The sequence below is a fragment of the Pantoea sp. Fr+CA_20 genome (assembly GCF_024520835.1).
GTDB lineage: Bacteria > Pseudomonadota > Gammaproteobacteria > Enterobacterales > Enterobacteriaceae > Pantoea > Pantoea allii.
The window spans coordinates 52,066-78,059 of the sequence record NZ_JALNPN010000017.1; the positions used below are offsets into that span (position 1 = coordinate 52,066).

Below are 25,994 nucleotides of genomic sequence, written 5' to 3' on the forward strand. Positions count from 1 at the left end.
TTTGTATTTACCTGAGCCATTGATGAATGAGGCGCGCTTAAATGGCTCACTACTTTTAAATGACAATGCGGTACGAATTCAATAATAAGTTTCCTGTGCGTGCGACTTATTTATCTTTATATGATCTGGATCTATGTGAGTGGAACTGTATGTTATCATTGTGTTTTTTAATTACTTCTCTTGGTTGGTTTGTTTTTTTAATGTCTTTGTTGTTTTTTTAATATGGTTTTTTATGATTTTATTTTGGTTGGGTGGTTATTTTTACTTTGCGGTGTTTTTTAATTGTTTTAAATGATGAATGGGCGGGTTAATTTCCCGCTCCATATGTAAGTGAATGACTTAATGGTAGGTTGGGTTGTTAGGTTGGTATTATTGAATGGTGGGTTTTATGTTGAAATGAACGAAGATTGAAGTCGGTATTCAATATTGATTTTTTAAAATAAATATTAAAAAATTTGGCAATGGACATAAACGCATCATTAGTTGCCAGTAAAAAATATATTAGCGAATTGCGCTCTGTTGTTTCCCCTTATATTTTTGCTGAGGTGCAAAAGAAATGCTGAGTTCAACACAGGAGATCATTAAACGACGTATAAGATTTTGCCCTCTCAGGAAGTATGGCGGAAGGGCGCGCCTGTTTAGAAAGTCGAGGCTATGAACTGATTACGGGTTCAGGGATGGGAGAGGAAGATATCATTCGAGATATCTCTGGCTGTGACGGCATTATCGTTCGTCTTTCAAAAATGTCCGATCGCGATGTGATCGACAAAGACGCACTGCTGCAGATCGCTCGCCTCAACCATGCTTGGCATCAGCCCGACAACCCTGTGGCGTAAGTTAAAAGAGTACGAGCTTAACGGCTGAACGCGGCTGACGAAGCGGCTTTGATGTAGTCAACAAATGCCCTTAACGCCGAGGACATATAATGGCGGCTGGGATAGTAAAACTGCAGGCTGGGCTGTTCGGGTAACCACGCCTCCAGCACCGGAATCAGACGACCGTCCGCCAGGTAAGGTTTAACCTGTTCGTGATAAAGATAGCCCATTCCTGCGCCGCACAGCACGGCATCAAGCTGAGAGTCCATATCATCCAGTACGATATTACCGCCCGGAAGTATCTCAAGCCTGCCTTCCGGGCCGCCGAATTCCCATTGATAAATGCGACCGCTGCCGTGACGAAACATCACGCACTGATGATTAACGATGTCACGTGGGTGCGCCGGGGGCGCATGGCGGGCGAAATAGTCCGGCGTGGCCACCACAACCAACTTAATTTTGGGGCCGACAGGAAGGGCGATCATGTCTTTTTCAACCCTGCTGCTGAGACGAATGCCTGCGTCAAAACCCTCTTTAACGATATCCACCAGCCGGTCTTCTGTGGTGATTTCCACGCGGATATCCGGGTAAAGCCGACTGAATGCGGCCACCAGCGGGATTAACACCATGCGCGAGGCCAGACGCGAGGAATTAATTTTCAGTGAACCCATTGGCGTCTGACGAAAACAGTTAGCCTCATCGAGTATCACATTGATTTCATCAACGGCCGGGCGCAAACGTTCAAACAGATTTGCACCCGCTTCCGTGAGTGCAACGCTTCGCGTCGTACGGTTGAACAACCGAATTTTCAGCCGCTGCTCCAGTTGCTTTATGGCATGGCTAACCGCCGAGGGCGACAGGCCCAGCTCGTCACCGGCCGCGCGGAAGCTTTTGTGGCGGGCGACCGCGATAAAGGTCGCGAAGTCATAAACGTTCAGTTTCATTAGTGAAAATCTCTCATTAACCCATCTCAAATCATAGGTTTCACACAGTAATGTGGCGAGCGTAATGTGAGTGCCTCAACACAAGATGAGGTGAAAGATGAAACCAGCAAACCTGTATATCGTTTGGTCACATCCCCGTGCCGATTCACTCACCGCACAGATGGTGGCGAGCCTGCGCCATCGGGCGGAACAACGGGGCGCGCATGTTAAAACGCTGGATCTCTACCGCAGTGGCTTTGATCCGGCGATGCGGGAAGAGGACGAACCAGAGTGGGAAAATCCCGCTAAATGCTACTCGCCACAAGTCCATCGCCTGTTCAACGAGCTTAACGATCGGGATGCCATTATTTTTGTCTTCCCGTTATGGTGGTACAGCTATCCCGCCATGTTAAAAGGCTATCTGGAACGCGTGTGGAACTATGGTCTGGCCTACGGTGAAAACAGCGCGTTAAAAGATAAAAAAGTACGCTGGCTGGCACTGGTCGGCGGTTCTCAGCAAACCTTTATTAAATACGGCTGGGAGAAAAACATCACGGATTACATGATGGGCGTTACGGGCTATCTGGCGATTGGTGACGTGGAGGTTCATTTCCTCTATAACACCCTGGGGGTGGAGGAGACGATTGAGGACAGCCACTCGCATTATGAGCAACTGTTTGCACAAGCGCGGGCGGTCGTAGACAGTACCATTGGATAAAACATGGCAGGGCGATCGCTGCCCTGCAAAACGGCGTACGTGACAGCCTGGCCTGTATCGGCGGTCGGGCGTCGACAGGAGATGACCAAAATGAAAATAGCCATAGCGGGCCTGTTACTGATATCCGGCTCTGCCATTAGCGCGGTGAGCAGTTGCGATGTCATTGGTGGTGGAGCGCAGTATCAGGATCGTCTTACGCCGGATAACGTCGCCCACTATGTCACTGTCCGCACTTTCGATGCGTTGAAACAGGCTGTCGACAGCAATCATCCCTTCATCTATGTTCCGGGTGATGTCACCATCACGGTGCCGAATCAGTCACAGGCTTTGCGCATCAAAGCCGGGCAGACGCTTTTTAGCAATCGTGGTGAAAAAGACAGTCGGGGCGCTTTATTACAAACGCCATGGCTCAATGACGGACTTAATCAATATCCTGTGTATGTTGTTGAGGCTAAAGCAAGGATAACCGGGCTGCGTATTGAAGGCCCCTCTGGACAACCGGACACGCCGAATAAAACGATTGGTATCCAGTTTTTACCCGGCACCGATCATATTGATATCGACAACAATGAGATTTATCACTGGCCGTGGGCCGGGATTAGCGTAAAAACGTCCGTCGACAATAAAATTCATCACAACGTTATCCACGATAATATCCGTACCCAACTGGGCTACGGTGTGGTGGTACAAAATGGCCATGCCCAGGCCGATATCTACTGCAATACCTTTAACGCTAATCGTCATGCTATTGCCGGAAAAGGCGATGACGGTGAGGGCTATCACGCTTATAACAACCTTGTGCTCAATGGCGGAGCACGGGGCGCTTACCATCAGTTTGATATGCACAAGGGCGCACAGGGCCACGGCGGGAAAAACATCATCATAAACAATAATCTGTTTGATTATGGGCGCAGCGGGACGTCAAACCGAGGCAGTGTTTATATTCGAGGTGTACCGACCGACGGGCCGGTTAGCGTTAACGACAATCTGTTTACCCAGCCCTGGACGGTAGGCTCGCAAACCGCAGTGGGTGGTGTGCCTGGCTCAATCCCGCCGGTTGAGGAGATTAAACGCCACAATCGTTTCAGTGTGGCGGCACATTACAGCAAAGATGCGGCCGGATTTTGTGTTGTCTCCGTGACAGAGCACAGGATGCCGGTGAACTGTGAGTCGGTTGCCTCTGTGCTTGCGAAATAAGCGATGGCGAGGCAGCACAGAAAACCGGTCATCGGTTGCTGCGGGCCACATTGTGATGTGGCAGATGGAAACGCACTGAACGACTGAACCTCACCACCGGCGTTTCGGGTTCCTCCCCATGATATCCTGCGGAGGAACCTGTCCAGCGTCAGTCATAACAGGTTTCGGCGTCAGCGCGCACGGCCATTCATTGTGCTTCCGCCTCGGACGTTTCCGGCACAACGGCGGGGTTTTTTTTGCCTAATAAGGCCAGCGCGTGTTGCTCTCCCCACTGCTTTAACAGCCCAAGCAAGGGCGCAAGCGAAGCGCCTTCTTCGGTCATGCTGTACTCCACCTTCGGCGGAACTTCAGCATACACTTCGCGATGAATTAACCCGACGTTTTCCAGTTCCCGAAGTTGCCGCGTGAGTACCCGCGGCGTGATATCCCCCAGCCGTCTTCTTAGCGCATTAAACCGCAGCGTTTCGTTTTGCAGGTGGTAAAGAATCATCCCTTTACCCTTGCCGCCAATCAGTTCCAGCGTGGCTTCAACCGGGCAGGCCACCGCATCGTAATTTTCATATCTGGGGGTTTTTACAGTATCCAAAATGTACCTATATCACCTAAATGACCGTATTTAATAAAATGCACATATGGTCTATGTTTAGCAACTGCTGATTAAGACATCCCTCTTTTAACGGAGAAAAGCATGAAAGCACTTACCCTTAAAGCACCTGGCGGACTCAACAATATCCATGTGTCGGACATCGCCGATCCGGGCCAACCGGGCAAAGGTGAGATTCGGGTCGCTATCAAAGCCGGCTCCCTGAATTTTCACGATCTGATTGTCGCGACGGGGCAGTTTCCAACCGAAGATGGCCGCATCCTGCTGTCTGATGGTGCAGGCGTTGTTGACGCCGTTGGCGAAGGCGTTAACGATTTCCGCGTGGGCGATAGCGTGGTTTCGACGTTCTTTCCTGTCTGGCTGTCCGGCAAACCCACGGCAGACGTCGGTGGCTTCGCCCACACGCCAGGAGACGGCATTGATGGCATGGCCAGCGAATTCGTGGTGCGTTCTGAGAATGCCTTTACCCATGCCCCGAAAGGCTGGACGCACACCGAGTCAGCCACGATCACCACATCTGGCCTGACAGCCTGGCGCGCCCTGATCACCGAAGGCAAACTGCAGGCCAACGATACCGTGCTGGTGCAGGGAACGGGCGGCGTGTCCATTGCCGCCCTGCAGATCGCCAAAGCGATGGGTGCCAGGGTGATCGCCACCTCCTCATCAGATGAAAAGCTTAAGTACGTTAAAGCGTTAGGTGCCGATGAAACCATCAACTACCGCACCACCCCGAACTGGGGCGATAGCGTCCTCGCACTGACCAACGGCGTGGGCGTGGATCATGTTGTTGAGGTGGGCGGCCCGGCGACGCTGGGCGAGTCACTGAAAGCGGTCAAAATCGGTGGGCACATCACCCAAATCGGTATCATTTCCGGCGATGAAGCAACGCTGTCCATTCTGTCTGTTCTGGCGAAGCAGGTCACCATTAAAGGCGTGATCGTTGCCAGTCGTCAGGACCAGATTGACTACGTGAAGGCGCTGGAAAGCATGAACCAGAAACCGGTTATTGACCGGACGTTTAAATATGACGATATTGCTGAGGCTTTCGCCTGGCAGCAGAGCGGCTCGCATCTGGGCAAAATCTGTGTTGAGTGGTGACAGGTAGATAAAGTGGGCAGGTAAGCCTTGTCATAAGAGGCGAAAACCTGCATGTCGTCGGTCAAAAAAGGGTGCATATGCTGTGCACCCTTTTCAACAAAACCCTCTGCACAGCAAGGGGAAATGCGCGGTGTTGTCATCCAACGGCTCGAACCTTGTCTGACTTGCAGGCTCTGCCCCTCGTCATCATCCTTTAGTCATTATCATGAATATAATACGCGGCATCAGCAGGCTGAAAATCGGTCATTTCGCCTGTGGCGATGCCCGTGGCTAATGCCTGCTTGTTGTCCAGCAGCTTATGGTTATCTTCACTGTAGGTGATCTTTTCAATCTGCTCGTCAGTGAGGTGGGTGCAGGACTGATAAATCGTTTTTATCACGTTCCGGTATCTGCTGGTAAATTCGCTTTTCTCGTCCAGCATATTTTCACTGACATTGCTACGCGGCGGGTTTCCAACGGTTGGCGCATGCAGTAAGAAAATGCTGTCACCCATAACCTGCCTCTTTTGTGCGCCGCAGTAGATCATCGTCGCCGAGGACTCAACGGAGGAGGCGTTCACGGTCGTAACGGGAATGGGGGAGTTTTTAACGACCTGATAACCAATTTTCCCGGCATCAATGTCACCACCGGGGCTGCTGATATAGAGCAGCACCTGCGTGGCTGATTTATAATTCTGACCGATCTCATCGAGCACGGATGAAAGTGACATCACCTTATTAAGCGTGACCGCGCCGGTAAAAAACACCTTTACGGATTTAACCGTATTTGGCGGGCGTTTGCCGTCAACGACTCTGTTGATAGCAGCCAAAGAGGGTGCACTGATCGTAATAAACAGGGCCGCTATCAAAGCGTTATATTTCATTGTTGAATCATCCCTCCGTTTTTTTCATTTCTTATCAGCCACAGGGATTTTATGCAATGCCGATTCGTTTGTTGCAGGGCTTTGTTACCCTTTACTATATTTCTCATTATTATTTATCAGGCATTTTTAATTATTAGGGTGCGAATTGTTTTTCCTCGCGATAGTAATAGCGTGAATCCCGGAATACCTGATGCTTAACACTGTTTTGAATATCGCGAAACCTGTTATCAGTGAACACCTGCGCCTCTGAACGGAGTGCTGTCACCTGAAAGCAAATGGCGGCGCATGGAGGATAATCCAGCTGTCGGGTGATTGCCGGATAACCGTGAATGCGTTGACCAGGCACGTTCGACGCATGCACTGAAGGCGCTCTCAACACAAAACGCTGTCGGTGTCGGTCAGGTCATCGATTCGCGCCTTATCCTGGGTGTATTTTCGCCTGTCTGCGCTCGCGTGCAATGAAAACATGAAGAGACCTTCGCGCGACATCACGTTTTTAGTGGCGGTGTATTGAGGCGCAAAATGAAACTGATAAGATGCCTTTTTTGGATTGTTACTGCTGCGGCAGGCAAAACCTGATTTCCTGGCCTGTGCCGGAAGTCGGGTTTTTTTGTTTCTGGGGTTCTGATGAAAATCGCCAAAATACTTAATAACAATGTGGTGGTTGTTCTGGATGAGCACGGGCGTGAGCAGGTTGTTATGGGCCGGGGGCTGGCGTTTCAGAAACGTGTGGGTGAAGCGCTGGACAAGCAGCGTGTAGAAAAGGTGTTTGCGCTGCAGAACGATGAGCTGGTTCATCGCCTCGGGGAGTTACTCAACCAGATTCCGCTGGAGGTGATGACGACCTGCGATCGCATTATCGAACGGGCAACACAACAGCTGGGGAAATTGCAGGACAGTTTGTACATCACTCTGACCGATCACTGCTACTTTGCGATTGAGCGACAGAAGAAAGGGCTGGCGATTAAGAACGTTCTGCTGTGGGACATCAAACGGCTTTATCCCAGGGAGTTTGCGTTAGGGCAGGAGGCCAGGCAAATCATCGCCAGCCGTCTTCATACCGAGCTGGACGAGGACGAAGCCGGTTTTATCGCGCTGCATCTGGTTACCGCGCAGCTCAACAGTGAAATGCCAGAAGTGATGCACGTGACGCATGTTATGCAGGAAATCCTGCAACTGGTGAAATATCAACTGAAGCTGGATTACCAGGAAGAGTCGCTGAGTTATCAGCGTTTTGTGACGCACCTGAAATTTTTTGCTCAACGCATGTTAACGCGCACCGTGGTGCCGGATGATGATGTTTCACTGCATTCGGCAGTCAAAGACAACTATGCGAAAGCCTGGAAATGCGCGGAGAAAGTTTCACAGTATCTACAGCAAAGCTATCAGCGCGAACTGACAACGGAAGAGATTATGTTTCTTGCCATTCATATCGAACGGGTAAGAAAAGAGGCGCATTAAGCCTTATTAACACAGGATTGTAACTGCATTGCGCAGGCAAAACCTGAGCGCGGCCCATGACACACAAGGGGGCCGTTCTCAGGTTTTTTTATTTTTAACAGATGCCAGCGGCATCGCTCTGAGGACATCAACATGAAATATCAACCGTTGGCCAGGGATATTCTCAGCCACGTCGGCGGCAAAGAGAACATCATCAGTCTGGTGCATTGCGCCACGCGTCTTCGCTTCCGGCTCAAAGACCATCATCAGGCGGATGTTGAAGGACTCAGGCAGCATCCCGATATCATCATGGTGGTAGAGAGCGGTGGACAGTTTCAGGTGGTGATCGGCAACCACGTTCACGAGGTCTGGCTGGCGGTATGTGATGAAGCGGGACTCACTGACGAGACGCACGACCACAGCGATGATAAGGCTGAAAAGGGGCATTTTTTTGGCCGCCTGATTGATGTGATCTCCGCTATTTTCACGCCGTTTATCGGCATTCTTGCCGCCTCCGGTATTTTGAAAGGGCTGCTGGCTCTTGCGGTGGTGTGCGGATGGCTGACCACCGACAGCGGCACCTACAAAATCTGGTTTGCCGCCAGCGATGCGTTGTTCTTCTTTTTCCCGTTAGTGCTGGGTTATACGGCCGGTAAGAAGTTTGGCGGTAATCCTTTTATTACCCTGGTCATTGGTGGCGCGCTGACGCATCCGATGATGCTTGAGGCTTTTCACGCCAGTCAGCAAGCCGGGGCGATAAGCGAATCATTTCTTGGCATCCCGATTACCTGGTTCAACTATAGCTCCTCTGTGATTCCCATTATTCTTGCCGCATGGGTCAGCTGCTGGCTGGAAAAGCAGGGCAACAGGCTGTTACCCTCATCGATGAAAAACTTCTTCGCGCCGCTGATCTGTATTGTGGTGACCGTGCCGCTGACCTTTCTGGTTATTGGCCCTGTGGCGACGTGGCTCAGCCAGTTGCTCGCGAATGGCTATCAATGGATCTACGAACTGGCACCGTGGCTGGCTGGCGCGGCAATGGGCGCGCTATGGCAGGTTTGCGTGATTTTTGGTCTGCACTGGGGCCTGGTTCCGTTAATGATCAACAATCTGGCGGTGCTCGGTTATGACTCAATGCTTCCGATGTTACTGCCCGCCGTGATGGGCCAGGTGGGCGCCACGCTGGGGATTTTTTTACGCACCCGAGACGCTCGTCAGAAAATGCTGGCGGGATCGTCGATCATGGCCGGCATCTTCGGCATTACCGAGCCTGCGGTGTATGGCGTGAATCTGCCCTTGCGGCGTCCGTTTATCTTCGGCTGTATTGCTGGCGCGATTGGCGGAGCCATCGTGGGATTCAGTCATGCGCACGTTTATTCATTTGGCTTTGCCAATATTTTTACCATCGCGCAGATGATCCCGCCTGGTGGCGTCGATATGACGCTGTGGGGCGGCATCGTCGGTGCGCTGGTGGCATTCGTTCTGAGCGGTGTGCTGACCGTTGTGGCTGGCATGCCCAAAACGCTGACGCCCGATCTTCCGACCGCGTTTTCTGTCGAGAAGAACGAGGTGCTGGCACCGATGACGGGGACGGTGTTAGCTCTCGATCAGGTGCCTGATGCCACGTTCGCCAGCGGCGTGATGGGTAAAGGCGTCGCCATTATTCCAGCCGATAATCAGGTTATTGCGCCCTTTGCGGGCGAAGTCGCCTCGCTTTTCCAGACGAAACACGCCATTGGCCTGCTGAGCGATAGCGGTATTGAAGTGCTTATTCATGTCGGCATCGACACCGTCAAACTCGAAGGGAAACCTTTCACCGCCCACGTAAACGTCGGCGACAAGGTGCAACCTGGGGACATTCTGCTGACGTTTGATCGTCAGGCCATGCTTGCTGCCGGATTTGATCTGGCAACGCCCATCATTATCAGTAACAGCGACAGCTTCGACACGGTGACCGTTTTGTCCTCTTCCGCTGTGGAGGCGGGAATGCCGTTGCTGCGCGTCAGTGACCACTAACAGGAGAGTAAGATGAAAACATTTCCAGAGACATTTTTGTGGGGCGGCGCGCTTGCCGCTAACCAGGTAGAAGGCGCGTATCTCAAGGATGGTAAAGGCTTGTCCACCTCTGATGTACAACCACAAGGGGTTTTTGGCCCGGTTGTCGAACGCGTGGCGGGGGACAGCGGCATCAAAGATATCGCAATCGATTTTTATCACCGCTATCCCCAGGACATCGCGCTGTTTGCCGAAATGGGGTTTAGCTGTTTACGCGTTTCCATCGCCTGGACGCGCATTTTTCCCCATGGCGACGAGGCGCAACCTAACGAGGCGGGCCTGGCTTTTTACGATAAGTTGTTTGATGAACTGGCAGCACACAACATTACGCCTCTGGTGACGCTGTCTCATTACGAGATGCCGTGGGGGCTGGTTAAACAATACGGCGGCTGGGGCAATCGTCAGGTCATCGGCTTTTTCGAACGTTATGCCCGCACCGTTTTTACCCGCTATCAACACAAGGTGAAGCTATGGCTGACGTTCAACGAAATCAATATGTCGCTGCATGCGCCGATGACAGGCGTGGGACTGCCGGAAACCAGCAGCAAAGCGCAGGTTTATCAGGCCATTCACCATCAGTTAGTGGCAAGCGCGTTAGCCGTTAAAGCCTGCCACGAGGTCATCACAGACGGCAAAATTGGCAATATGCTGCTGGGTGGGCTGGTGTATCCGCTCTCCAGCAAGCCCGAAGATGTTCTCAAGGCGCTGCAGGAAAACCGCACCTGGCAGTTCTTTGGAGACGTGCAGTGCCGGGGCGCGTATCCCGGCTACATGTTGCGCTATTTTCGTGAAAACGCGATTGAGCTGGATATCACCGACGCAGACCGCGATGCGCTGATGTCGACCGTGGATTTCATCTCCTTCAGTTACTACATGACCGGTTGCGTGACCACCGATGAAGAACTGAACAAACAGGCGCGGGGCAATATTCTGAGCATGGTGCCCAATCCTCATCTGAAGAGTTCAGAGTGGGGCTGGCAAATCGATCCGGTCGGCTTGCGCACCTTGTTGAATACCTTATGGGATCGCTACCAGAAACCGCTGTTTATTGTGGAAAATGGTCTGGGTGCCAAAGATACGCCGGATGCGAACGGTATGGTTCAGGATGATTACCGCATCAATTACCTCAATGACCATCTGCTGCAGGTCCGTGAGGCGATTGAAGATGGCGTGAATGTGATGGGTTATACCAGTTGGGGGCCGATCGATTTGGTGAGCGCGTCTAAGGCAGAACTGTCTAAACGTTATGGTTTTATCTATGTTGATCGCGATGATTCCGGGGCCGGGACATTGGCACGCAGTCGTAAAAAGAGCTTTTATTGGTATCAGAACGTGATTGCCTCTAAAGGTGCCTCGCTGAAAGCATAACGACCTTCAGGCTGGTTGAGGCTCATCCTTCGTGTCGCCTCAACTTGCCTGCCATCCTTCGCGCCGCTGGTGGCGAGCGTTAACCAGTAGGCCATTCTCTCTGTCGTATTATTCCGCACGGAACCAAACCCCATTTGCGGGAGGGATCTGCCTGCTTTTTCTCTGCGGCTTATCCCCAAGTAGCTACAAGATCACCGCCTGAAAACTCCTGCAGCGTCACATATCACAACTCGTGCAGCTACCTTTTTGTGACAAATCACACAACCTCATAACATTTGCCTGCACAGGGAAAGGTTTACCCAGATAATGATTGTACTTTGTACACCGTAGTTTTACAGGGTAAAACAATGATTGTGTCCCGGCGTAAAACCATGATAATTCTGCGAGGAACACCATGTCTGAAAAGATGCCGAATGGCGCTTTAACCTCCGAGATAGAACAGCAGACCGTAAAGCGCGTTATACGACGGATTCTGCCGTTCCTGATCGTCTGTTATCTGATCGCGATTATCGATCGGGGCAACATCGGGATGGCAGCATTGCAAATGAACGAGGATCTTGGCTTGTCCAAGGCGGTCTTTGGTCTGGCAAGTAGCCTGTTTTTTGTCGGGTATTTCCTGTTCGAAGTGCCCAGCAACTTAGCGATGCAAAAGATTGGCGCAAAGATTTGGATATCACGCATCATGGTGACGTGGGGCATCGTGTCCGTCTGCACCGCGTTTGTTTCAAGTGCCGAAATGCTCTATTTCCTGCGCTTTCTGCTGGGGGCTGCCGAAGCAGGGTTCTTTCCCGGCGTTATCCTTTATTTAACCTACTGGATTCCGGGTAAATATCGCGCCCGCGTCATTGCCACCTTTATGGTTGCGATCCCGGCGGCAAACTTTATTGGTTCACCGATCTCGGGCGCAATATTGTCACTGGATGGATGGTTCGGATTACGCGGCTGGCACTGGCTGTTTATTTTAGAAGGCGTTCCCGCCGTGCTTTTAGGTGTCGCCGCCTTTTTCCTGTTAAGCAATCGCCCTGAAAACGCGACCTGGTTAACCGAAGAGCAGCGTAACTGGCTCAGCACCACGCTTGCGGCAGAAAATGCAAAACGCAAAGTGATTGGTCATATTTCGTTGTGGCAGCTTCTGCGCCACAAACACATCTGGGTAATGGCACTGATTTATGCGGGCGCTTCGGCTGCCGGTTCCACATTGAGCGTCTGGTCGCCACAGTTGCTCAAGTCGTTTGGGCTGGACAATTTCACCACCGGTCTGGTTAACGCCATTCCTTATGGCCTGGCGTCGGTGCTGATGATTATCTGGGGACGCAGCTCTGACCGCACGGGTGAACGCCGCTGGCATACTGCGTTAACGCTTTTCCTGATCGCGGGCGGTCTGCTGTCAGCTTTCCTCACGCAGTCGCTGGCGGGAAGCGTGGTCATTCTGTCGCTGGTGCTGATTGGTGCTTACTCCATGAAAGGGCCATTCTGGGCGCTGGCGTCGGGCTGGATGTCTTCCACCACCGCGGCGGCAGGCTTAGCCGCTATCGGCGCAATGGCGAATCTGATTGGTGGTGGCCTGATGGTTAACGTCTACGGCATTATCAATGAGCAAACCGGCAGTCATGCATTGGCGATGGTTCCACTGGCGGTACTCTGCAGTGCGGGAGGCATTGCGGTGCTGATCATGGGCCGCAAAAGCGCGGCGAAAATCGAGGTGGATCAAAGCCTGTCGACCGCAAGCAAATAGTGGGTTCGTCTCAACATCGGTAAAGCGCCTGAGGGCGCTTTTTTTATGCCAGACACGTTTACAGGGCAGATAAAGGGCGAGAGGAGGGCGCAGGAAAGGAAAGAGGCGCCGCGCCCGGAGCGCCTTGTTTTTCTTATAAAAAAATAAGTTGCCGATTGCGCTACGTTTTGCGGTAAGGATCGTTGATTAACGCCACGGTGGCGGCACCTGTCATTAACACAGCGGACACCGCCAGCAGCGCCCACATAAATCCTCCGCTTGTCTGGCGTACATAGCCAATAAGAGAAGGCCCGACAAAGCCGCCCAGATTTCCGACAGAGACAATCATCGCTAAACCCCCTGCGGCGGCGCTTCCTGTGAGAAAGCCTGAAGGCAATGCCCAGAACGATGCCTGAAAAGCCAGAATGCCGCTCACGGTAAAGCACAGTGCAAGCATCTTCACCACGGGTTCATCCACCACGGCGCTGCAGGCCAGCGCGATGGCGGCGATCACCAGCGCAGCGCTGATCCAGCGAATGCGGTGGTCGGATGCATTTGCCCGCTGCGCCCAGAACAGCATGCTTAACGCGCCGCAGACGTAAGGTAATGCGGTCAGGAAGCCGGTCGCGGTATGGCTAACGCCAATCTGCTTGATGATCTGCGGCATCCACAGGCCGACACCGATAGAACCCACAATGCCGCAAAAGTTAATGAAAGCCAGCAGGTAGAGCAGCGGATTACGCAGTGCATCACGCAGGCTGGAACCGTGCGCCTTTTCTATCTGCTGTTGCTCGTCTGCCAGTCTCCTGCTCAGCAACGTTTTTTCCGTATCGCTTAGCCAGTTTGCTTTTGCTGGGCGGTCATGCAAAAAGAACAAGCATATTATGCCCAGGATAACGGCTGGAAAACCTTCCAGCAGCAACAGCCACTGCCAGTTACGAATATGTTCGTGTCCGGTGATTTGCATCAGCATGCCGGATAGGGGCGCGCCGATGATGTTTGCCACGGGAATCCCGACCAAAAACGCCGCCGTAATTTTTGCGCGCCAGCTTCCGGGAAACCAGTAGGTGAAGAACAGGTAAATACCGGGTGTGAATCCTGCTTCGGCCACGCCCAGACAGAAACGGGCAAAGGCAAAACTGGCTGGGCCAGTGACGAAGGCAGTCGCCATGGAGATTATGCCCCACGAAATCATAATGCGGGCGATCCAGATACGGGCCCCCACTTTTTGCATGATCAGGTTACTGGGCACTTCAAACAGGAAATAGCCGATGAAAAACATCCCGGCTCCAAACCCAAACTGTTCAGCCGTGATGCCCAGATCGGCGTTCATGCCCAGTGCGGCGAAGCTGACATTGGTGCGATCCAGATAACTCACGACATAACAGAGGAAGATAAAGGGCAGGATACGGCGGAACGCTTTACCCGCCGCTAACTCGCTTTGTTCAAAATCTGTTTGATTCATTTCTTCACGAGATGCGGACACGGCTTGCGGCTCAACAGGTGAGCCGGCGCTTGCAGAATGCAGATTCATGGTTGCCTCCGCTGCGTTCAGTAAACGCAGAGTTGTTCTCAGAGAAAAGCAGTGGAAAGGAAGGGCAGTGGGTGGCCTGGTGTTTTCATTGAACAGGTAAGAATGCTGCCGCTGACGGATTCGGTAATAAACAGCTGCTGTAAATTTTCTCCACCAAAACAGAGATTAGTGGTGGAGCGTCCGGCGGGGCTGGTGAGGATTTCTGCAGGCTCAGCCAGATCGTTGAGCAGCCAGACGCGGCCCAGGCCCGGATTGGCAATCAGCAGCTCGCCGCGCGCGTTCATCGCTAACCCGTCGGGACCGCTGGGTCCGTGCGAGGTAAAATATTGACCGACCTTGCTGATCGAACCCTCTCGCTGAAGCGGCACGCGCCAGATTGCGTTGCCGCGCGTCATGGCGACATACAGCACCTTTTCATCTGGCGACAGAACCAGCCCGTTTGGGCTGGGGCAGTTATCCAGCAGGATATCCAGTCGGCCGTCCTGGCTGAGTCGGTAAACCCGTCCGGTGGGATCGTGCAGCCCGGTTTGCCCTTGATCGGTGAAGTAAAGATTTCCGCGACTGTCGGGCGTTAGATCGTTAACGCCACGAAAACTCTCGCTATTGCGGCGCGACAGCCAGGGGGTGATGGTTTGCGTTTTAAGACAAAGCTTCATTAACCCGTGACGATAATCCGTAATCAGAAGCGTATCCGGGTCGGTGAGTTTCATGCCGTTGGGTTCGCCGTCGTACTGCACGACGATCTCCCAGTTGCCTGCCATATCGACCCGGAATATCCGGCCAAAGGGGATGTCGGTCAGGTAAAGACAGCCCGAAGGATGCCAGACCGGCCCTTCCAGAAACGAATCGGTAAGCTGGCCGCCGCGATTGGCGGCAGCCCAGGCATTGTTGCTGTCGGGTACGCGGAAACGGTCAGGCAGCCGGGTGAAAATCGTTGTCTGCCTGACTTCCGCTGTTGTCAGGCACATCATACGGTGGCTTCCTTTTGCGCTAAGACCTTGAGCAGATTGGTCACGGAGGCGGTGCCCATTTTCACATAAGAGTTATCGCTTACGCCGCCGATGTGCGGGGTAATGATGACGTTTTCGACAGACTGCCAGATGTGCGGCGCAGTAAGAGGTTCAACGGTGAAACTGTCCAGGGCGGCCCCACGGAGTCTGCCGCTCTTAAGGGCCCGAATCAGGGCATCATCATCAATCAGTCCGCCACGTGCAGTGTTGACCAGAACGGCGCCGGGTTTGAACTGGGCCAGCGCCTGTTCATTAATCATCTTGCTGTTTTGCGCGGTAAGGGGACAGTGCAGCGACACAATATCTGCGCGTGCATACAGCGTGGCTAAATCATCCACCTGCTCACAGCCTGCGGGCAAGGTTTTCGCCCAGGGATCGTAAGCAATAACCTGCATGCCAAACACGCGACCAATATCCGCCACCCGGCCGCCAATCGCGCCCAGCCCGACCAGCCCGAGCGTCCGACCTTCCAGTTCAAGTGACTTGTGGGTGGATTTATCCCAGTGTCCCTCACGCATCCGGCGATCCAGCGGGAGCAGGGATTTTGTGCAGGCCAGAATCAGTGCCCAGGTATGTTCAGCCACCGCCGCCGCATTGGCGCCTGGCGCGGACTGGACGCTGATGTTGCGTTCGGCCGCCGCGTCTTGATCAATGACGTCAATGCCGCTGCCATGCTTGGCGATCACGCGCAGCGCAGGCGCGGCATCCATAATGCGTGCGTTGATTTTTCCATAGCGCACCACGATCCCAACGGGATTATACTGCTGGCACAGCGTGAATAAGTCGTCTTCAGACGGCTTACTGCCCGCAAAAACCACCTCATAATTGTCCAGCATCGCGAGCGCGGCGGGGGCAAGATCTTCGCCAGTTACGATGACGGTGTCCTGTTTGCGCATCAGAGTTCCTCCCCTTCCGCTAACATGCCAGCTGCACGCAGTGCACCGTTCAGCCAGCCCGGTCTTTTGTCCCCCGCTTTGATCGCGGCAATACGACGGGTTTCCATATCCAGCTTTTTCGCCGCGAGTGCTAATACTATTTCAACGTCGTCGCGCGGCACGACCACCACGCCATCGATATCCCCGACCACCAGATCGCCCGCGTTAATCGTGGCGCCGGCAACGGAAACGGGATAATTCACGCGCCCGGGAATCGACTTGGTTGGGCCACAAGGGTTAAGGCCTGCGGAAAAAACAGGGTAGGTATGCGTGCTGAGTGCATCGGCATCCCTGACTGCGCCATCGATGATGATGCCAGCAATGCCGGACGCTTCGGCCTGGGTTGCCATAATCTCGCCCAATAGCGCGCAGCTGATATCACCTTTACCATCAACCACGATGACGTCACCAGGTTTGGCAACCGCCAGCGCAGCATGGATCGCCAGGTTATCACCGGGACGAACCTCGACGGTCACTGCCGGACCCGCCACTTTCATATGTGCACCCAAGGGCTTGATGCGGCCATGAAGTGTGCCCCTTCTGCCTGCCACATCAGCAATAATCGCGGCCTGAAATTCAGCCGCGCGTCTGACATAATCAGCGCTGACTCGCGTAACTTCACGGTTAATCATGGGTTTTTCATTGGTGGACATAGCGTACCTCATACGTTGTTTTACACAGTAAAACCAGGTTGTACATAATGAAACCACTATATCGGTGATACTGACGATGACGCCAGTGTTGCGAGCTTGTTTGTGATGTAAACAAGATGTGACTCACAGTTTCGGGTACACTCGGTTCCAGCAAAAATCAGGAGAAGCAAAATGGGAAATGAAGGCGTTAATGCTGTAGAGAAGGCACTGGCCTTGCTGGACTGTTTTAAGCCAGGCGAAGAAAGTCTGTCACTCACGGCGTTGTCACAGCTTTCGGGTTACCATAAAACCACCGTTTATCGCCTGATGAATTCGCTGGAACGCATGAGTTATGTGGTCAGAAGGGAGAATGGCATTTATACCCTGGGGCCAAGGTTGCTGTATCTGGGCAAGCTGTATGAACAGTCGTTTCATCTGGCCAGCGTGGTTCAGCCCGAACTGCAGGCGCTGGCCTCGGCAACAAACGAAAGCGCAAGCTGGTATGTGATTGATAACGGCCAGCGTCTTTGTGTCTTCCGTGCGGAGTCGTCGGACGGTTTGCGCCATACGCGACTGCCTGGCTCGCTTTATCCGCTGGATAACTCGGCGATTAGCCAGGTGCTGCGTCACTGGGGAATGGGCGAAAGCTTGTTTACTGACGCGCCCGATTTACCGCTCTATACCTCAGGCGCGCGCGATCCGCATACTGCCGCCTTTGCCATCCCGGTGTTTGGCGAAGGGGATAAATTGACGGCGGCCCTTGCGCTGACGGGGCCATCGTCACGATTAACCCTGGATCGTAAAGCGGCAGGGCTGGGCGACCTGATGCGGGACAGTGCGGCCAGACTGTCGGCCCAACTGGGCGCGAGAAAACCTTTCTGTGATTTCGTTTATGCACGTAACGCGTGAAAAGCGTACGGCAAAAAACACGCATTCTGTAGGCCCACATTAACGCAGACCCGGCTGACAGGCGGACGGTTGCCCGGCATGAACGTGACAGGGCAGGGGAAAACCGTCGGCGGTTATGCTCAGTGCACAGGATTAACGGTAGTAAACCGCAATATGTTGCCCCGCCACGGTTTCAACCGCGACAGGTATTTCAAAAAGGCGTTCGATCAGATCGGGTTTCATCATTTCAGCCGGGGTGCCTCTGAAAAAAACCTCACCCTTTTTCATGGCGATAATATGGTCTGAATAGGTCGAGGCGAAGTTAATATCATGGATGACCAGGATAATGGATTTTCCCAGCTCGTCAGCGGCGCGCCGTAGCTGCTTCATCATGGTCACGCTGTGTTTCATATCAAGATTATTTAGCGGCTCATCCAGCAGAACATATTTGGTATTTTGACACAGCACCATGGCGACAAAGGCGCGCTGCCGCTGTCCCCCGGACAGTTCATCAAGATACCGCTCGGCCAGTGGCAGTAAATCCAGAAAATATAATGCCTGATGAATATGATGCTTATCGTTTTCCGTTATGCGCCCTTTTGAATAGGGATAGCGGCCAAAACTCACCAGATCGTAAACCGTGAGTCGGCTGGTAAAATGATTATCCTGCCGCAGGACTGACATGATTTTCGCCAGCTTCTCGCTGTGCGTTTCATTGACGACCAGCGAGTCGATCCTGACCTCGCCACTGTCGGGCATCATCAGGCGGCTAATGACTGACAGTAATGTGGATTTGCCGGCCCCATTAGGCCCGATGATTGAGGTGATACCGGATGAGGGCAGGGTTTCATTAATGTTTTTAAGGACAGATAAGGGCCCGTACGCTTTATTAACATTTGCAACTTCAATCACGTCGCCACCTTTTTCAGAACCAGATAAATAAAGAGCCCACCGCCAAAAAATTCAATAATGACGGACAGCGTTCCCGCCATGTTGAACAACTGCTCCAGGAGCAACTGTCCGCCCGTCAGCATAATGATGCCAATAAGAATCGCCCCCGGTAGCAAATAACCATGACGCCAGGAGCCCACCACCGGCCAGGCAAGGTTAACCACCAACAGTCCCAGAAACGTCATCGGCCCGACCAGCGCGGTTGAAATCGCCACCAGCAGCGAAATCAGCAGCAGCAGGCCGGTCACATAATGTTGATAGGGCACACCCAGTGCCGTCGCGCTATTGCGCCCTAGCGCAATGACGTCAAGGCGATGCCGAAGCCGCCAGACGATAACGGTGATCGCAACAATCATCATGGCTGAAATGGCCAGTACCTCAGCATCAGCATGGGTAAAGGTGGCAAACATCCGGCTTTGCAGCACGGCAAATTCGCCGGGTGACAGTAAACGCTGCATCAGACCGGAAAGGCTGCGAAACAGCGTGCCGAACACCAGGCCAGTTAACAATACCCGGTGAAGATCCAGCCCACTGCGGTTGAATAACCAGCGATAGAGCAGCGTGGCAAAGATCATTAACAGCGCCGTTTCGCCAAGAAACTGCACCACGCTGCCCATCTGACTCAGTTGCGAAAGCTGAATAAAAAACACCAACAGGGTTTGGAGAAAGACAAAGAGTGACTCAAGCCCCATCACCGACGGCGACAGAATGCGGTTTTGCGTAATGGTCTGGAAAAGCAGCGTGCTGATTCCGGATGCAAAGGCGACCAGTACGATGGTTAATAAAATCTGCCCTCGGTGTTTCAGTATGTAGCTGATATTTCCCTGCAGATTAAGGGTCATAAAGACCAGGGATAATACGACCGCAAGCAGCGCCAATATCCACAACCGCTTCACGGGCGATCGTGCCGCTCTCGGGGCGTGGGACGGTTGCAACAGATCAGTTGGCATAGCGCTTTCCCCTGATAATCAGCACCAGAAAAACGGCTGCGCCCAGCACGCCGAGTAAGGCGCTGACCGGAATTTCAAAGGGATAAATAATCAGCCGTCCCAGGATATCGCAGCTCAATACCAACATGGCGCCTGTCATGGCGACCCAAGGCACGGTTCGTCGCAAATTATCGCCAAAAATCATGCTGACAATATTTGGGACGATCAATCCCAGGAAAGGTAAAACACCGACCACAACGATAACCACGCCGCTGGCGATGGCGATCATGGCCATGCCCGTTAACTGAATCTTGCGGTAGTTAAGCCCGACGTTAACAGAAAAGTCATGGCCCAGGCCGGCCACCGTGAACCGATCGGCAATGAAGGCCGCCAGCAGGGTAATCAGCCCGACAATCCAGAGCAGCTCATAACGTCCCTGCATCACGCTGGAAAAGTCACCGGATTCCCAACTGCCCAGGGATTGCAGGATATCAAACTGCATCCCCAAAAATGTCGTCACGGAACTGAAAACGGCCCCCAGCATGATGCCTGTAAGCGGCACGATAAAAGCGCTTTTCTGACGGATGTGTTGAATGAGCAGCATAAACAGCACCGTGCCAGCCAGGGCAAACAGGGACGCGATGCACATTTTGACGATGACGGGCGCGGCGGGATACCAGACCATCACCAGCAAAAGCCCCAGGCTTGCGGATTGCGTGGTGCCCACGACAGAAGGCTCAACAAAGCGGTTTTGCGTCAGCATCTGCATGATCTGGCCCGCGACACTCATCGCACTACCGGCCAGCACCAGCGCGACGGTACGCGGAAAGCGGCTGATAAACAGAATGTCCCGCATCTCTGCATCTTGCCACAGGTCGATTAATGACACGCGGGTTACGCCCGTCACTAAGCTCAGAATAACCAGCGCAGCCAGCAGGCCCAGGCTGACAAGATAAGCCCCGTATTTCATTCAGGGCTGGTTCCCGGCCGCGATCAGGTGCTGCCTGATCTGCTTCATCATGAGGCTGTAGCTCTGGATTCCACCGGCAATATACAGCGAGGCGGAATCCAGATAGATAATTTGCTGCTTTTTCCAGGCGGTGGTGCGGCGCACCAGCGGATTATCCAGTACCTGGCGGGCCGACAGGCCTTCTTTGCTGCCGATGGCGCTGTCACGATCCAGAACGAACAGCCAGTCGGGGTTGGCCTGCATGATCAGCTCGGGTGAAATGGCATTGCCATGTTTGCTGGCGTTTGGCATAGCGAGTGCAGGTTTGAACTGCAGCACATCAAAAATAAAACCAAAGCGGGAGTGCGGCGTGTAGGCGCTGAGTTTGCCTCCGTTTACCATTAACATCATGGCGCTGCCCGACTGAGCGGCGGCGGTGCGAAGGTCTGCAATTTGTGCATTAAAGGCGGTTAAAACGGCCTTTGCCTGGGCCTGTTTACCAAAGATCTCCCCCAGTTGCGTAGTACGCTGTGTCAGACTCGCCATGACATTATTCGGGTCAAGATCCAGCGAAACGGTTGGGGCGATATCGCTGAGTTTGTTGTAGGCCGCAAGGGCTCTGCCACCCGCAACGATCACATCCGGCCCGGCAGCGCTTAAGGCTTCATAGTTTGGCTCAAACAGCGTGCCGGCATTGAAATAGTCATGGCTGTTGTATTTAGCCAGATGCGCCGGATAGGTGAGACCGGATTGCGCGACGCCCGCAGGGTTAATGCCTAACGCATCGGCAATATCCAGCGTGGCCGGATTCAGGATCACCACGCGTTGGGGATGCAGCGGCAGCGCGGTGGTTCCCTGTAGATGCGTGACGCTGACCGTTTGTGCCGCCTGGACCGAAGCCGGAGGGAAAACGGTCAGTATGCAGGCCAGGGTAAATAAAATCGTCAGAAGAGGGAAACGCATAAGTTCTCCTTGCGCGTTGCTTTTATCCATGGGAAAGCATTCGTAGTCGGTTATAAATAATCGTTAATCTGTGCGTCAGGTCAGATAACCGGCACGCCTTGCCTGTATGACGCTCAACGTGCCAGCACCGCTTCCTCTCAGGTCGCAATAAATAAAACGTGATGCTGGCATCTGTTAACGTTCAGGTTTTATATCGCCATACCGGGCTGGTTTACCTGAATCATCCTTTTCAAAACGCCCTTAATGCAGCGGCCTGATAACAAAGCAGGGCGATCAGAATGAGGCCGTTATTGAGGCATACATGGTGCGACCGGGCACCGCGTAATTGTTGCCTGAATCCCCGCTTGAGGACGGAGTGTCAGAGACAGGATTTTTATCAAAAAGATTGTCCAGCCCGACATTAAACTTGAGGTTTTTCGTTGCCCTGTATTGTCCTGACAGACCATAAATCATGTAGGCTTTTCGGATACGTGCTGTCGCAGTATTGCCTCGCGCGGCCTGGTCTGCGCTGCTGTTCAGCCCCAGCATTTTCCCATAGTATTTTGCGGTAAATGAAAGGCTTATGTCGTCATTAACCTGCCAGTCAAGAGAAGACCAGGTGGAGAGTTTTGGCGTTGTCACTAACATCACGCCCAGAGAATCTTCGGCTTTAATCATTCGCGTGAGCGTGTTATTCAGTGACAGACGCTTCATCCAGGGACCCTTTTCTTCTGATATCAAAGGAAGAGTTAAATTGCCCTCCAGGCCCTGGGTGCGCGCAGTGTCAAGATTGACGCGTTCAAGCCAGTAGCGGCCGGAGGTATCGCCCGGAATATAGCCAACAGGTGCCGCGGCAATTTTGTCTTTGAATCGGCTGTCAAAGAAAGTCAGTCCTGCGCTCCATCCCTCGTAATCGAAGATTGCGCCAACTTCCCAGTTTTGTGATGTTTCAGGCTTGAGTTGGTCGCTGCCCATCGTGTAACAACCCCCGCTGTTGTAATCGGCATAGCCGTTACATCCCGCGCCTTTTGAGGATTCAATAAAGCCTTTGCTTGCCTGGCGCACGCTGGGTGCTTTAAAACCTTCTGAATAACCGCCTTTTAATGTCCACGCGTCCGTGGCTTGCCAGACCAGATAGGCGCGCGGCGTTGTCCTGTTACCGTAATCGGTATTATCTCTGCGCAGGCCCAGAGTCAGTGAAACATCCTCCAGCAGGTCGATCTGGTCTTCGACGAACAGGCCGGTGCTTTTGGCTTCACCGCTGTGTTTGCCGTAGGTGCTGGAGGCGTCCGCTACCACGCCGATAGAACGAGGATTGTTCAGCGCTTCTTTTTTCCACTGTGCGCCGAATGTCAGGTTGTGCGGTAAGCCGAACTCAAAAGGCAGGTTAATATCGCCTTCCACGATACTTTCTTTATTCCATAGCGCGACATCCTGGCTGCCCGTTACCGTAGCGCCAGAAATCACCGGGATATCGGACACCCAGTTTTTGAACTTATTTTGATAGGCGTTCAGCTTCACCGTGCCAAAGTCAAAAATACCGCGATAATCCAACGCATAATTTTCACGTTCAAGTTTATCTACGCCACGCAGCGCAATTTCACTGCCGTCACTGGACTCGCCGGGAATCCCTTTTTCGGTTCCCTGCTGAGTAGAAACGGACAGGCGGTGATTAGGGGTAATATCCCAGCCGAGTTCTGCGCCGTAATTTTCATTCTTGCGTCCTTCCTGGCCGCTTCCCCAGCGCAATGCGTTGGTCTCGCTTTTATCCGCTTCGCGCTTATTCCACGAACCGTTAACGCGCAAATCAAATCCATTGCCCAGCGGGCCGCCGATGCTGCCTGTCCAGGTTTGGGTGTTTCCCCGGTTACCATCTTGCGGCTGACGGGTGCCTGCCGTTAATGCACCGTGCCAGGCATCATTATTTTTTTTGGTGATAATATTCACCACACCGCCCATCGCATCTGAACCATACAGAGCGGACATTGGCCCTCTGACCACTTCAATACGTTCAATGGATTCGGTTGGAATCCAGTTAATGTCGTCGAAATAGTTTTGCTGTGTGCTTTTGATGCCGTTACTTGAGCCTATGCGTTTGCCATCCACCAACAACAGCGTATATGCCGCTGGCATTCCGCGCAGTTGAATACCGGAACTCACGTCTGTACCAATCGCTTTTGTTACGCCTGCGACACGTTCGAGAATATCCGCCAGATCCGTGGCCGATTTACCGATGTCTCTTTCCAGCTGTTCTGCGGTGATGACAGAGATCGATGCGGGCGCATCTTTAAGCCGTTGTTCAATTGCCGATGCCGTTACCACCATCACATCTTCATTGTCGTCGTTAATATCAGGCTCAGCCAGCGCGGGGGAAACCATACCAAAGGCGGGAATGAATAAACTCGTAGTAATATGACGGGTGATTTTTTTTAACGGCAGCATAACGATTAATCCTTTAACGATTGTCATCCAGTTGAGGAAGCCACACTCGAAAGAAATCATAATTCCATATGCAAATGGGAATCAACTCAAGAATCATTATCAATTGTCGAAAAAATAAATCCGTCCGGAAACTGAATAGTTTTTTTAACGGATAAAGGCGAGCGGGAGGAGAGGGCGGCATCACGAATCGCTCGCCAGAGTTTGGTGTTAACTGATTTAATTGAAATGATTTTTACTTATGATTTTCTGGATTTAACATTGAATTAACGGTAAGAATAAATAATAAGGCGCCTATAAGTAACTTGCAAAGATTAAATATTCTCTTCTTTGTAATCCATCACCTTTTAAGAGTGAGTAACGATTTTTTATTGAATAGTTAACTCATCATCAACTTTACAGGAACGTTTAAAACATAACATGACCTTGTCAGGTTTGGTTCCGGCATTGCGTGGATGGCGTGTCATTCAGATTTGTCATGGTTTCATGACAATACAGGGTGCGACAGGCTGAAATGATGGGAATATCTGGGCATATATCCATCACCACTACGAAGGTGGTTATCAGGTGGGCGAGGGCTTAGCCTCTGTTTTAAATAGGCCTTTAAGCCCGAAACGCGTTTGACGCCACCTTGCTCGCGATAGAAAGGAACGCGGAGTTTGGGGCGTCATTCACTTTTATTTTCCACACAGAACCACTAATGAAACTGAATGTTATGGTTTCGTCATTTACCGACAGCGGTTCGAAAAAAACCTGATGAAGACGTATTGCCAGTTTGCAGGCTTTCAATATTCCCTTTGCTCAAGCTGATTAGCGTTACAGTTAAAGAGAATATCGTCTGTCGTGAACAGTAGATATCTGTCGTTATCGACCTTTACCGTTGTGCGTTAATCGTGATACCTGTCGGTTTATTCTGATAACAACTTAAGAAATTGCCTGCTTAACATGCGTGGCTTTATTTTTTTACGCAGAGTCACCGAACCCGTTTGCTTCATCCTCCTCCAAAACGCTATTTCAAAAGTTCTATGACGGCTTCGCATAATAAATTAGCGTTCTGATTAATTTATACCGTTGCCAGACTAATCAACGGATTTTAATGTGCGTACTGACCAAAAAACGCGGCTAGCGCATGGGCCGTGGCTTCGGGTTGCTCCTCGGGCTGGAAATGTCCGCAATCCGAGAGACGCTGACCCTGTACATTATCGCCGTAGGCTTTCAACGTGGCAGCCATATCAGGAATGGAGCCCTGGTCGGCGGACAGTCCCAGCACTGGCATGATCAACCGCCCCTGCCTGACCAGTTCTGCATTTTGTGCAGCGGATTGAGACAGCGCCCTGTAAAATGCCAGCCCGGCGCGTAATCCCCCCGGTGTTTTAAGCAACCGCTCATATTCGGTCAGTTCAGTCTCGCCATAACAGCTGTGGTCAGCGGCTTTCTCGCGGAAAAACCATTCCAGATAAATGCGTTCACGTCCTGCCAGCAGGGCTTCAGGAAGATCAGCCACGGCATGGAAGGCAAAATGCCATGTTTTCCAGGATTTGTCGGAGGCCGACGGCAGTTTATCCGGCAGGGATATTCCCGGGATACCGGCATCCATCAGGGTCAGCGCACGTATTTCATCGCCATATAACATTGCATAGGTAAAGGCGACCCAGGCACCGACGTCATGCGCGGCAAGAAAGTACGATCCTAAATCAAGTGAATCGACAAAAGCATGCAGTCGCGTGGCAACCGTTTGAGTGTCGTAACCGGAAAGCGGCTTATCTGTATCCCCCTGTCCCGGCAAATCAACGGCAATGATTCGGTATTTATCAGCCAGGGGGCGCATGACATTTCGCCATGCAAACCAGCTTTCGGGGAAACCTGCCAGTAACACCAGGGGAAAGCCATCCTCACGGCCGCCTGTCACATAATGAAAGCGCAGACCATTTACACGCGCAAAGTGGTGACTAAAACCATCGGGTGCAGCGGGGAGCATAAAAGCAGACATA

Annotated in this window: 22 protein-coding genes and 1 pseudogene; 10 read left to right on the forward strand and 13 right to left on the reverse strand. The window is 52.5% G+C overall.

The annotated features are described in order from the left end of the window. Positions 1 to 597: 597 nt before the first annotated feature. Both NR177_RS17975 and NR177_RS24050 read left to right on the forward strand, forming a co-directional pair. Positions 598 to 755, forward strand: a pseudogene (locus tag NR177_RS17975) (hydroxyacid dehydrogenase); the annotation flags it as partial. Between the two features lie 46 nt (positions 756 to 801). Then, entirely contained in the window at positions 802 to 864 is a 63-nt protein-coding gene (locus NR177_RS24050; RefSeq protein WP_372340345.1) for a helix-turn-helix domain-containing protein, read from the forward strand. Here NR177_RS24050 and NR177_RS17980 read toward each other — a convergent pair. After that, positions 854 to 1,759, reverse strand: coding sequence for a LysR family transcriptional regulator (locus tag NR177_RS17980; RefSeq protein ID WP_063880643.1), 906 nt, complete (start codon positions 1,757 to 1,759; stop codon positions 854 to 856). The two genes, NR177_RS24050 and NR177_RS17980, sit on opposite strands and share 11 nt — an antisense overlap. A gap of 97 nt (positions 1,760 to 1,856) precedes the next feature. Between NR177_RS17980 and NR177_RS17985 the strand changes: the two genes are divergently transcribed. Further along, positions 1,857 to 2,456, forward strand: a complete 600-nt coding sequence (locus NR177_RS17985) for an NAD(P)H oxidoreductase (RefSeq protein WP_256853349.1) — start codon at positions 1,857 to 1,859, stop codon at positions 2,454 to 2,456. A 90-nt stretch (positions 2,457 to 2,546) separates the two neighbouring features. Further along, positions 2,547 to 3,653, forward strand: a complete 1,107-nt coding sequence (locus tag NR177_RS17990) for a right-handed parallel beta-helix repeat-containing protein (protein WP_256853350.1) — start codon at positions 2,547 to 2,549, stop codon at positions 3,651 to 3,653. A 187-nt stretch (positions 3,654 to 3,840) separates the two neighbouring features. Here the strand turns inward: NR177_RS17990 and NR177_RS17995 are convergent, their stop codons facing one another. Continuing rightward, positions 3,841 to 4,239: a helix-turn-helix domain-containing protein gene (locus NR177_RS17995; protein ID WP_013026830.1), complete on the reverse strand. Its 399-nt coding sequence runs from the start codon at positions 4,237 to 4,239 to the stop codon at positions 3,841 to 3,843. A gap of 102 nt (positions 4,240 to 4,341) precedes the next feature. Here NR177_RS17995 and NR177_RS18000 point away from each other — a divergent pair, with 102 nt between their 5' ends. After that, complete coding sequence (locus NR177_RS18000; RefSeq protein WP_096012765.1) at positions 4,342 to 5,355, forward strand: NAD(P)-dependent alcohol dehydrogenase; 1,014 nt, start codon at positions 4,342 to 4,344, stop codon at positions 5,353 to 5,355. Positions 5,356 to 5,548: 193 nt separating this feature from the next. On the opposite strand, the gene NR177_RS18005 is transcribed toward NR177_RS18000, so the two are convergent. After that, on the reverse strand, positions 5,549 to 6,217 hold the full coding sequence (locus NR177_RS18005) for an ATP-dependent Clp protease proteolytic subunit (protein WP_109717479.1): 669 nt from the start codon (positions 6,215 to 6,217) through the stop codon (positions 5,549 to 5,551). 627 nt (positions 6,218 to 6,844) lie between these two features. Here NR177_RS18005 and licT point away from each other — a divergent pair. The 4 genes from licT (at position 6,845) to NR177_RS18025 (ending at position 12,815) form a co-directional block, all read left to right on the forward strand. After that, a complete protein-coding gene (gene licT / locus NR177_RS18010; protein WP_218995997.1) occupies positions 6,845 to 7,678 on the forward strand; it encodes a BglG family transcription antiterminator LicT in 834 nt (277 codons plus the stop codon). A gap of 132 nt (positions 7,679 to 7,810) precedes the next feature. Continuing rightward, positions 7,811 to 9,673, forward strand: a complete 1,863-nt coding sequence (gene bglF / locus NR177_RS18015; protein WP_256853351.1) for a PTS beta-glucoside transporter subunit IIABC — start codon at positions 7,811 to 7,813, stop codon at positions 9,671 to 9,673. Between the two features lie 12 nt (positions 9,674 to 9,685). Beyond that, a complete protein-coding gene (locus NR177_RS18020; RefSeq protein WP_256853352.1) occupies positions 9,686 to 11,080 on the forward strand; it encodes a glycoside hydrolase family 1 protein in 1,395 nt (464 codons plus the stop codon). A 394-nt stretch (positions 11,081 to 11,474) separates the two neighbouring features. Further along, entirely contained in the window at positions 11,475 to 12,815 is a 1,341-nt protein-coding gene (locus tag NR177_RS18025; protein ID WP_256853353.1) for an MFS transporter, read from the forward strand. 160 nt (positions 12,816 to 12,975) lie between these two features. Here NR177_RS18025 and NR177_RS18030 read toward each other — a convergent pair whose 3' ends face one another. Genes NR177_RS18030 through NR177_RS18045 form a run of 4 tightly spaced genes read right to left on the reverse strand, consistent with a single transcriptional unit; the run spans position 12,976 to position 16,926 of the window. Next, complete coding sequence (locus NR177_RS18030) at positions 12,976 to 14,328, reverse strand: MFS transporter (protein ID WP_172897321.1); 1,353 nt, start codon at positions 14,326 to 14,328, stop codon at positions 12,976 to 12,978. A gap of 38 nt (positions 14,329 to 14,366) precedes the next feature. After that, positions 14,367 to 15,299 carry an SMP-30/gluconolactonase/LRE family protein gene (locus NR177_RS18035; protein WP_256853354.1) on the reverse strand — a complete coding sequence of 311 codons (933 nt, stop codon included), beginning with the start codon at positions 15,297 to 15,299 and terminating at the stop codon, positions 14,367 to 14,369. Further along, positions 15,296 to 16,234: a hydroxyacid dehydrogenase gene (locus NR177_RS18040; RefSeq protein ID WP_256853355.1), complete on the reverse strand. Its 939-nt coding sequence runs from the start codon at positions 16,232 to 16,234 to the stop codon at positions 15,296 to 15,298. The genes NR177_RS18035 and NR177_RS18040 overlap by 4 nt, the downstream gene beginning before the upstream one ends. Continuing rightward, on the reverse strand, positions 16,234 to 16,926 hold the full coding sequence (locus NR177_RS18045; protein ID WP_063880630.1) for a methyltransferase: 693 nt from the start codon (positions 16,924 to 16,926) through the stop codon (positions 16,234 to 16,236). The genes NR177_RS18040 and NR177_RS18045 overlap by 1 nt, the downstream gene beginning before the upstream one ends. Positions 16,927 to 17,097: 171 nt before the next feature. Between NR177_RS18045 and NR177_RS18050 the strand changes: the two genes are divergently transcribed. Beyond that, on the forward strand, positions 17,098 to 17,814 hold the full coding sequence (locus NR177_RS18050) for an IclR family transcriptional regulator (RefSeq protein WP_145394908.1): 717 nt from the start codon (positions 17,098 to 17,100) through the stop codon (positions 17,812 to 17,814). Between the two features lie 132 nt (positions 17,815 to 17,946). On the opposite strand, the gene NR177_RS18055 is transcribed toward NR177_RS18050, so the two are convergent. The 6 genes from NR177_RS18055 to NR177_RS18080 all read right to left on the reverse strand — a co-directional run bounded on the left by NR177_RS18055 (position 17,947) and on the right by NR177_RS18080 (position 25,993). After that, the gene (locus NR177_RS18055; RefSeq protein WP_096012781.1) at positions 17,947 to 18,705 is read right to left on the reverse strand and encodes an ABC transporter ATP-binding protein; all 759 of its coding nucleotides are present in this window, start codon (positions 18,703 to 18,705) and stop codon (positions 17,947 to 17,949) included. Beyond that, a complete protein-coding gene (locus tag NR177_RS18060) occupies positions 18,702 to 19,694 on the reverse strand; it encodes an iron chelate uptake ABC transporter family permease subunit (protein WP_172897325.1) in 993 nt (330 codons plus the stop codon). Before NR177_RS18060 ends, NR177_RS18055 begins: the two co-directional genes overlap by 4 nt. Beyond that, positions 19,684 to 20,643, reverse strand: coding sequence for an ABC transporter permease (locus NR177_RS18065; protein ID WP_063880626.1), 960 nt, complete (start codon positions 20,641 to 20,643; stop codon positions 19,684 to 19,686). Before NR177_RS18065 ends, NR177_RS18060 begins: the two co-directional genes overlap by 11 nt. Further along, on the reverse strand, positions 20,644 to 21,585 hold the full coding sequence (locus tag NR177_RS18070; protein ID WP_256853356.1) for a siderophore ABC transporter substrate-binding protein: 942 nt from the start codon (positions 21,583 to 21,585) through the stop codon (positions 20,644 to 20,646). Between the two features lie 273 nt (positions 21,586 to 21,858). Further along, positions 21,859 to 24,066: a TonB-dependent receptor domain-containing protein gene (locus NR177_RS18075; RefSeq protein WP_256853357.1), complete on the reverse strand. Its 2,208-nt coding sequence runs from the start codon at positions 24,064 to 24,066 to the stop codon at positions 21,859 to 21,861. Positions 24,067 to 25,096: 1,030 nt separating this feature from the next. After that, complete coding sequence (locus NR177_RS18080; RefSeq protein ID WP_256853358.1) at positions 25,097 to 25,993, reverse strand: alpha/beta fold hydrolase; 897 nt, start codon at positions 25,991 to 25,993, stop codon at positions 25,097 to 25,099. Position 25,994 lies beyond the last annotated feature (1 nt).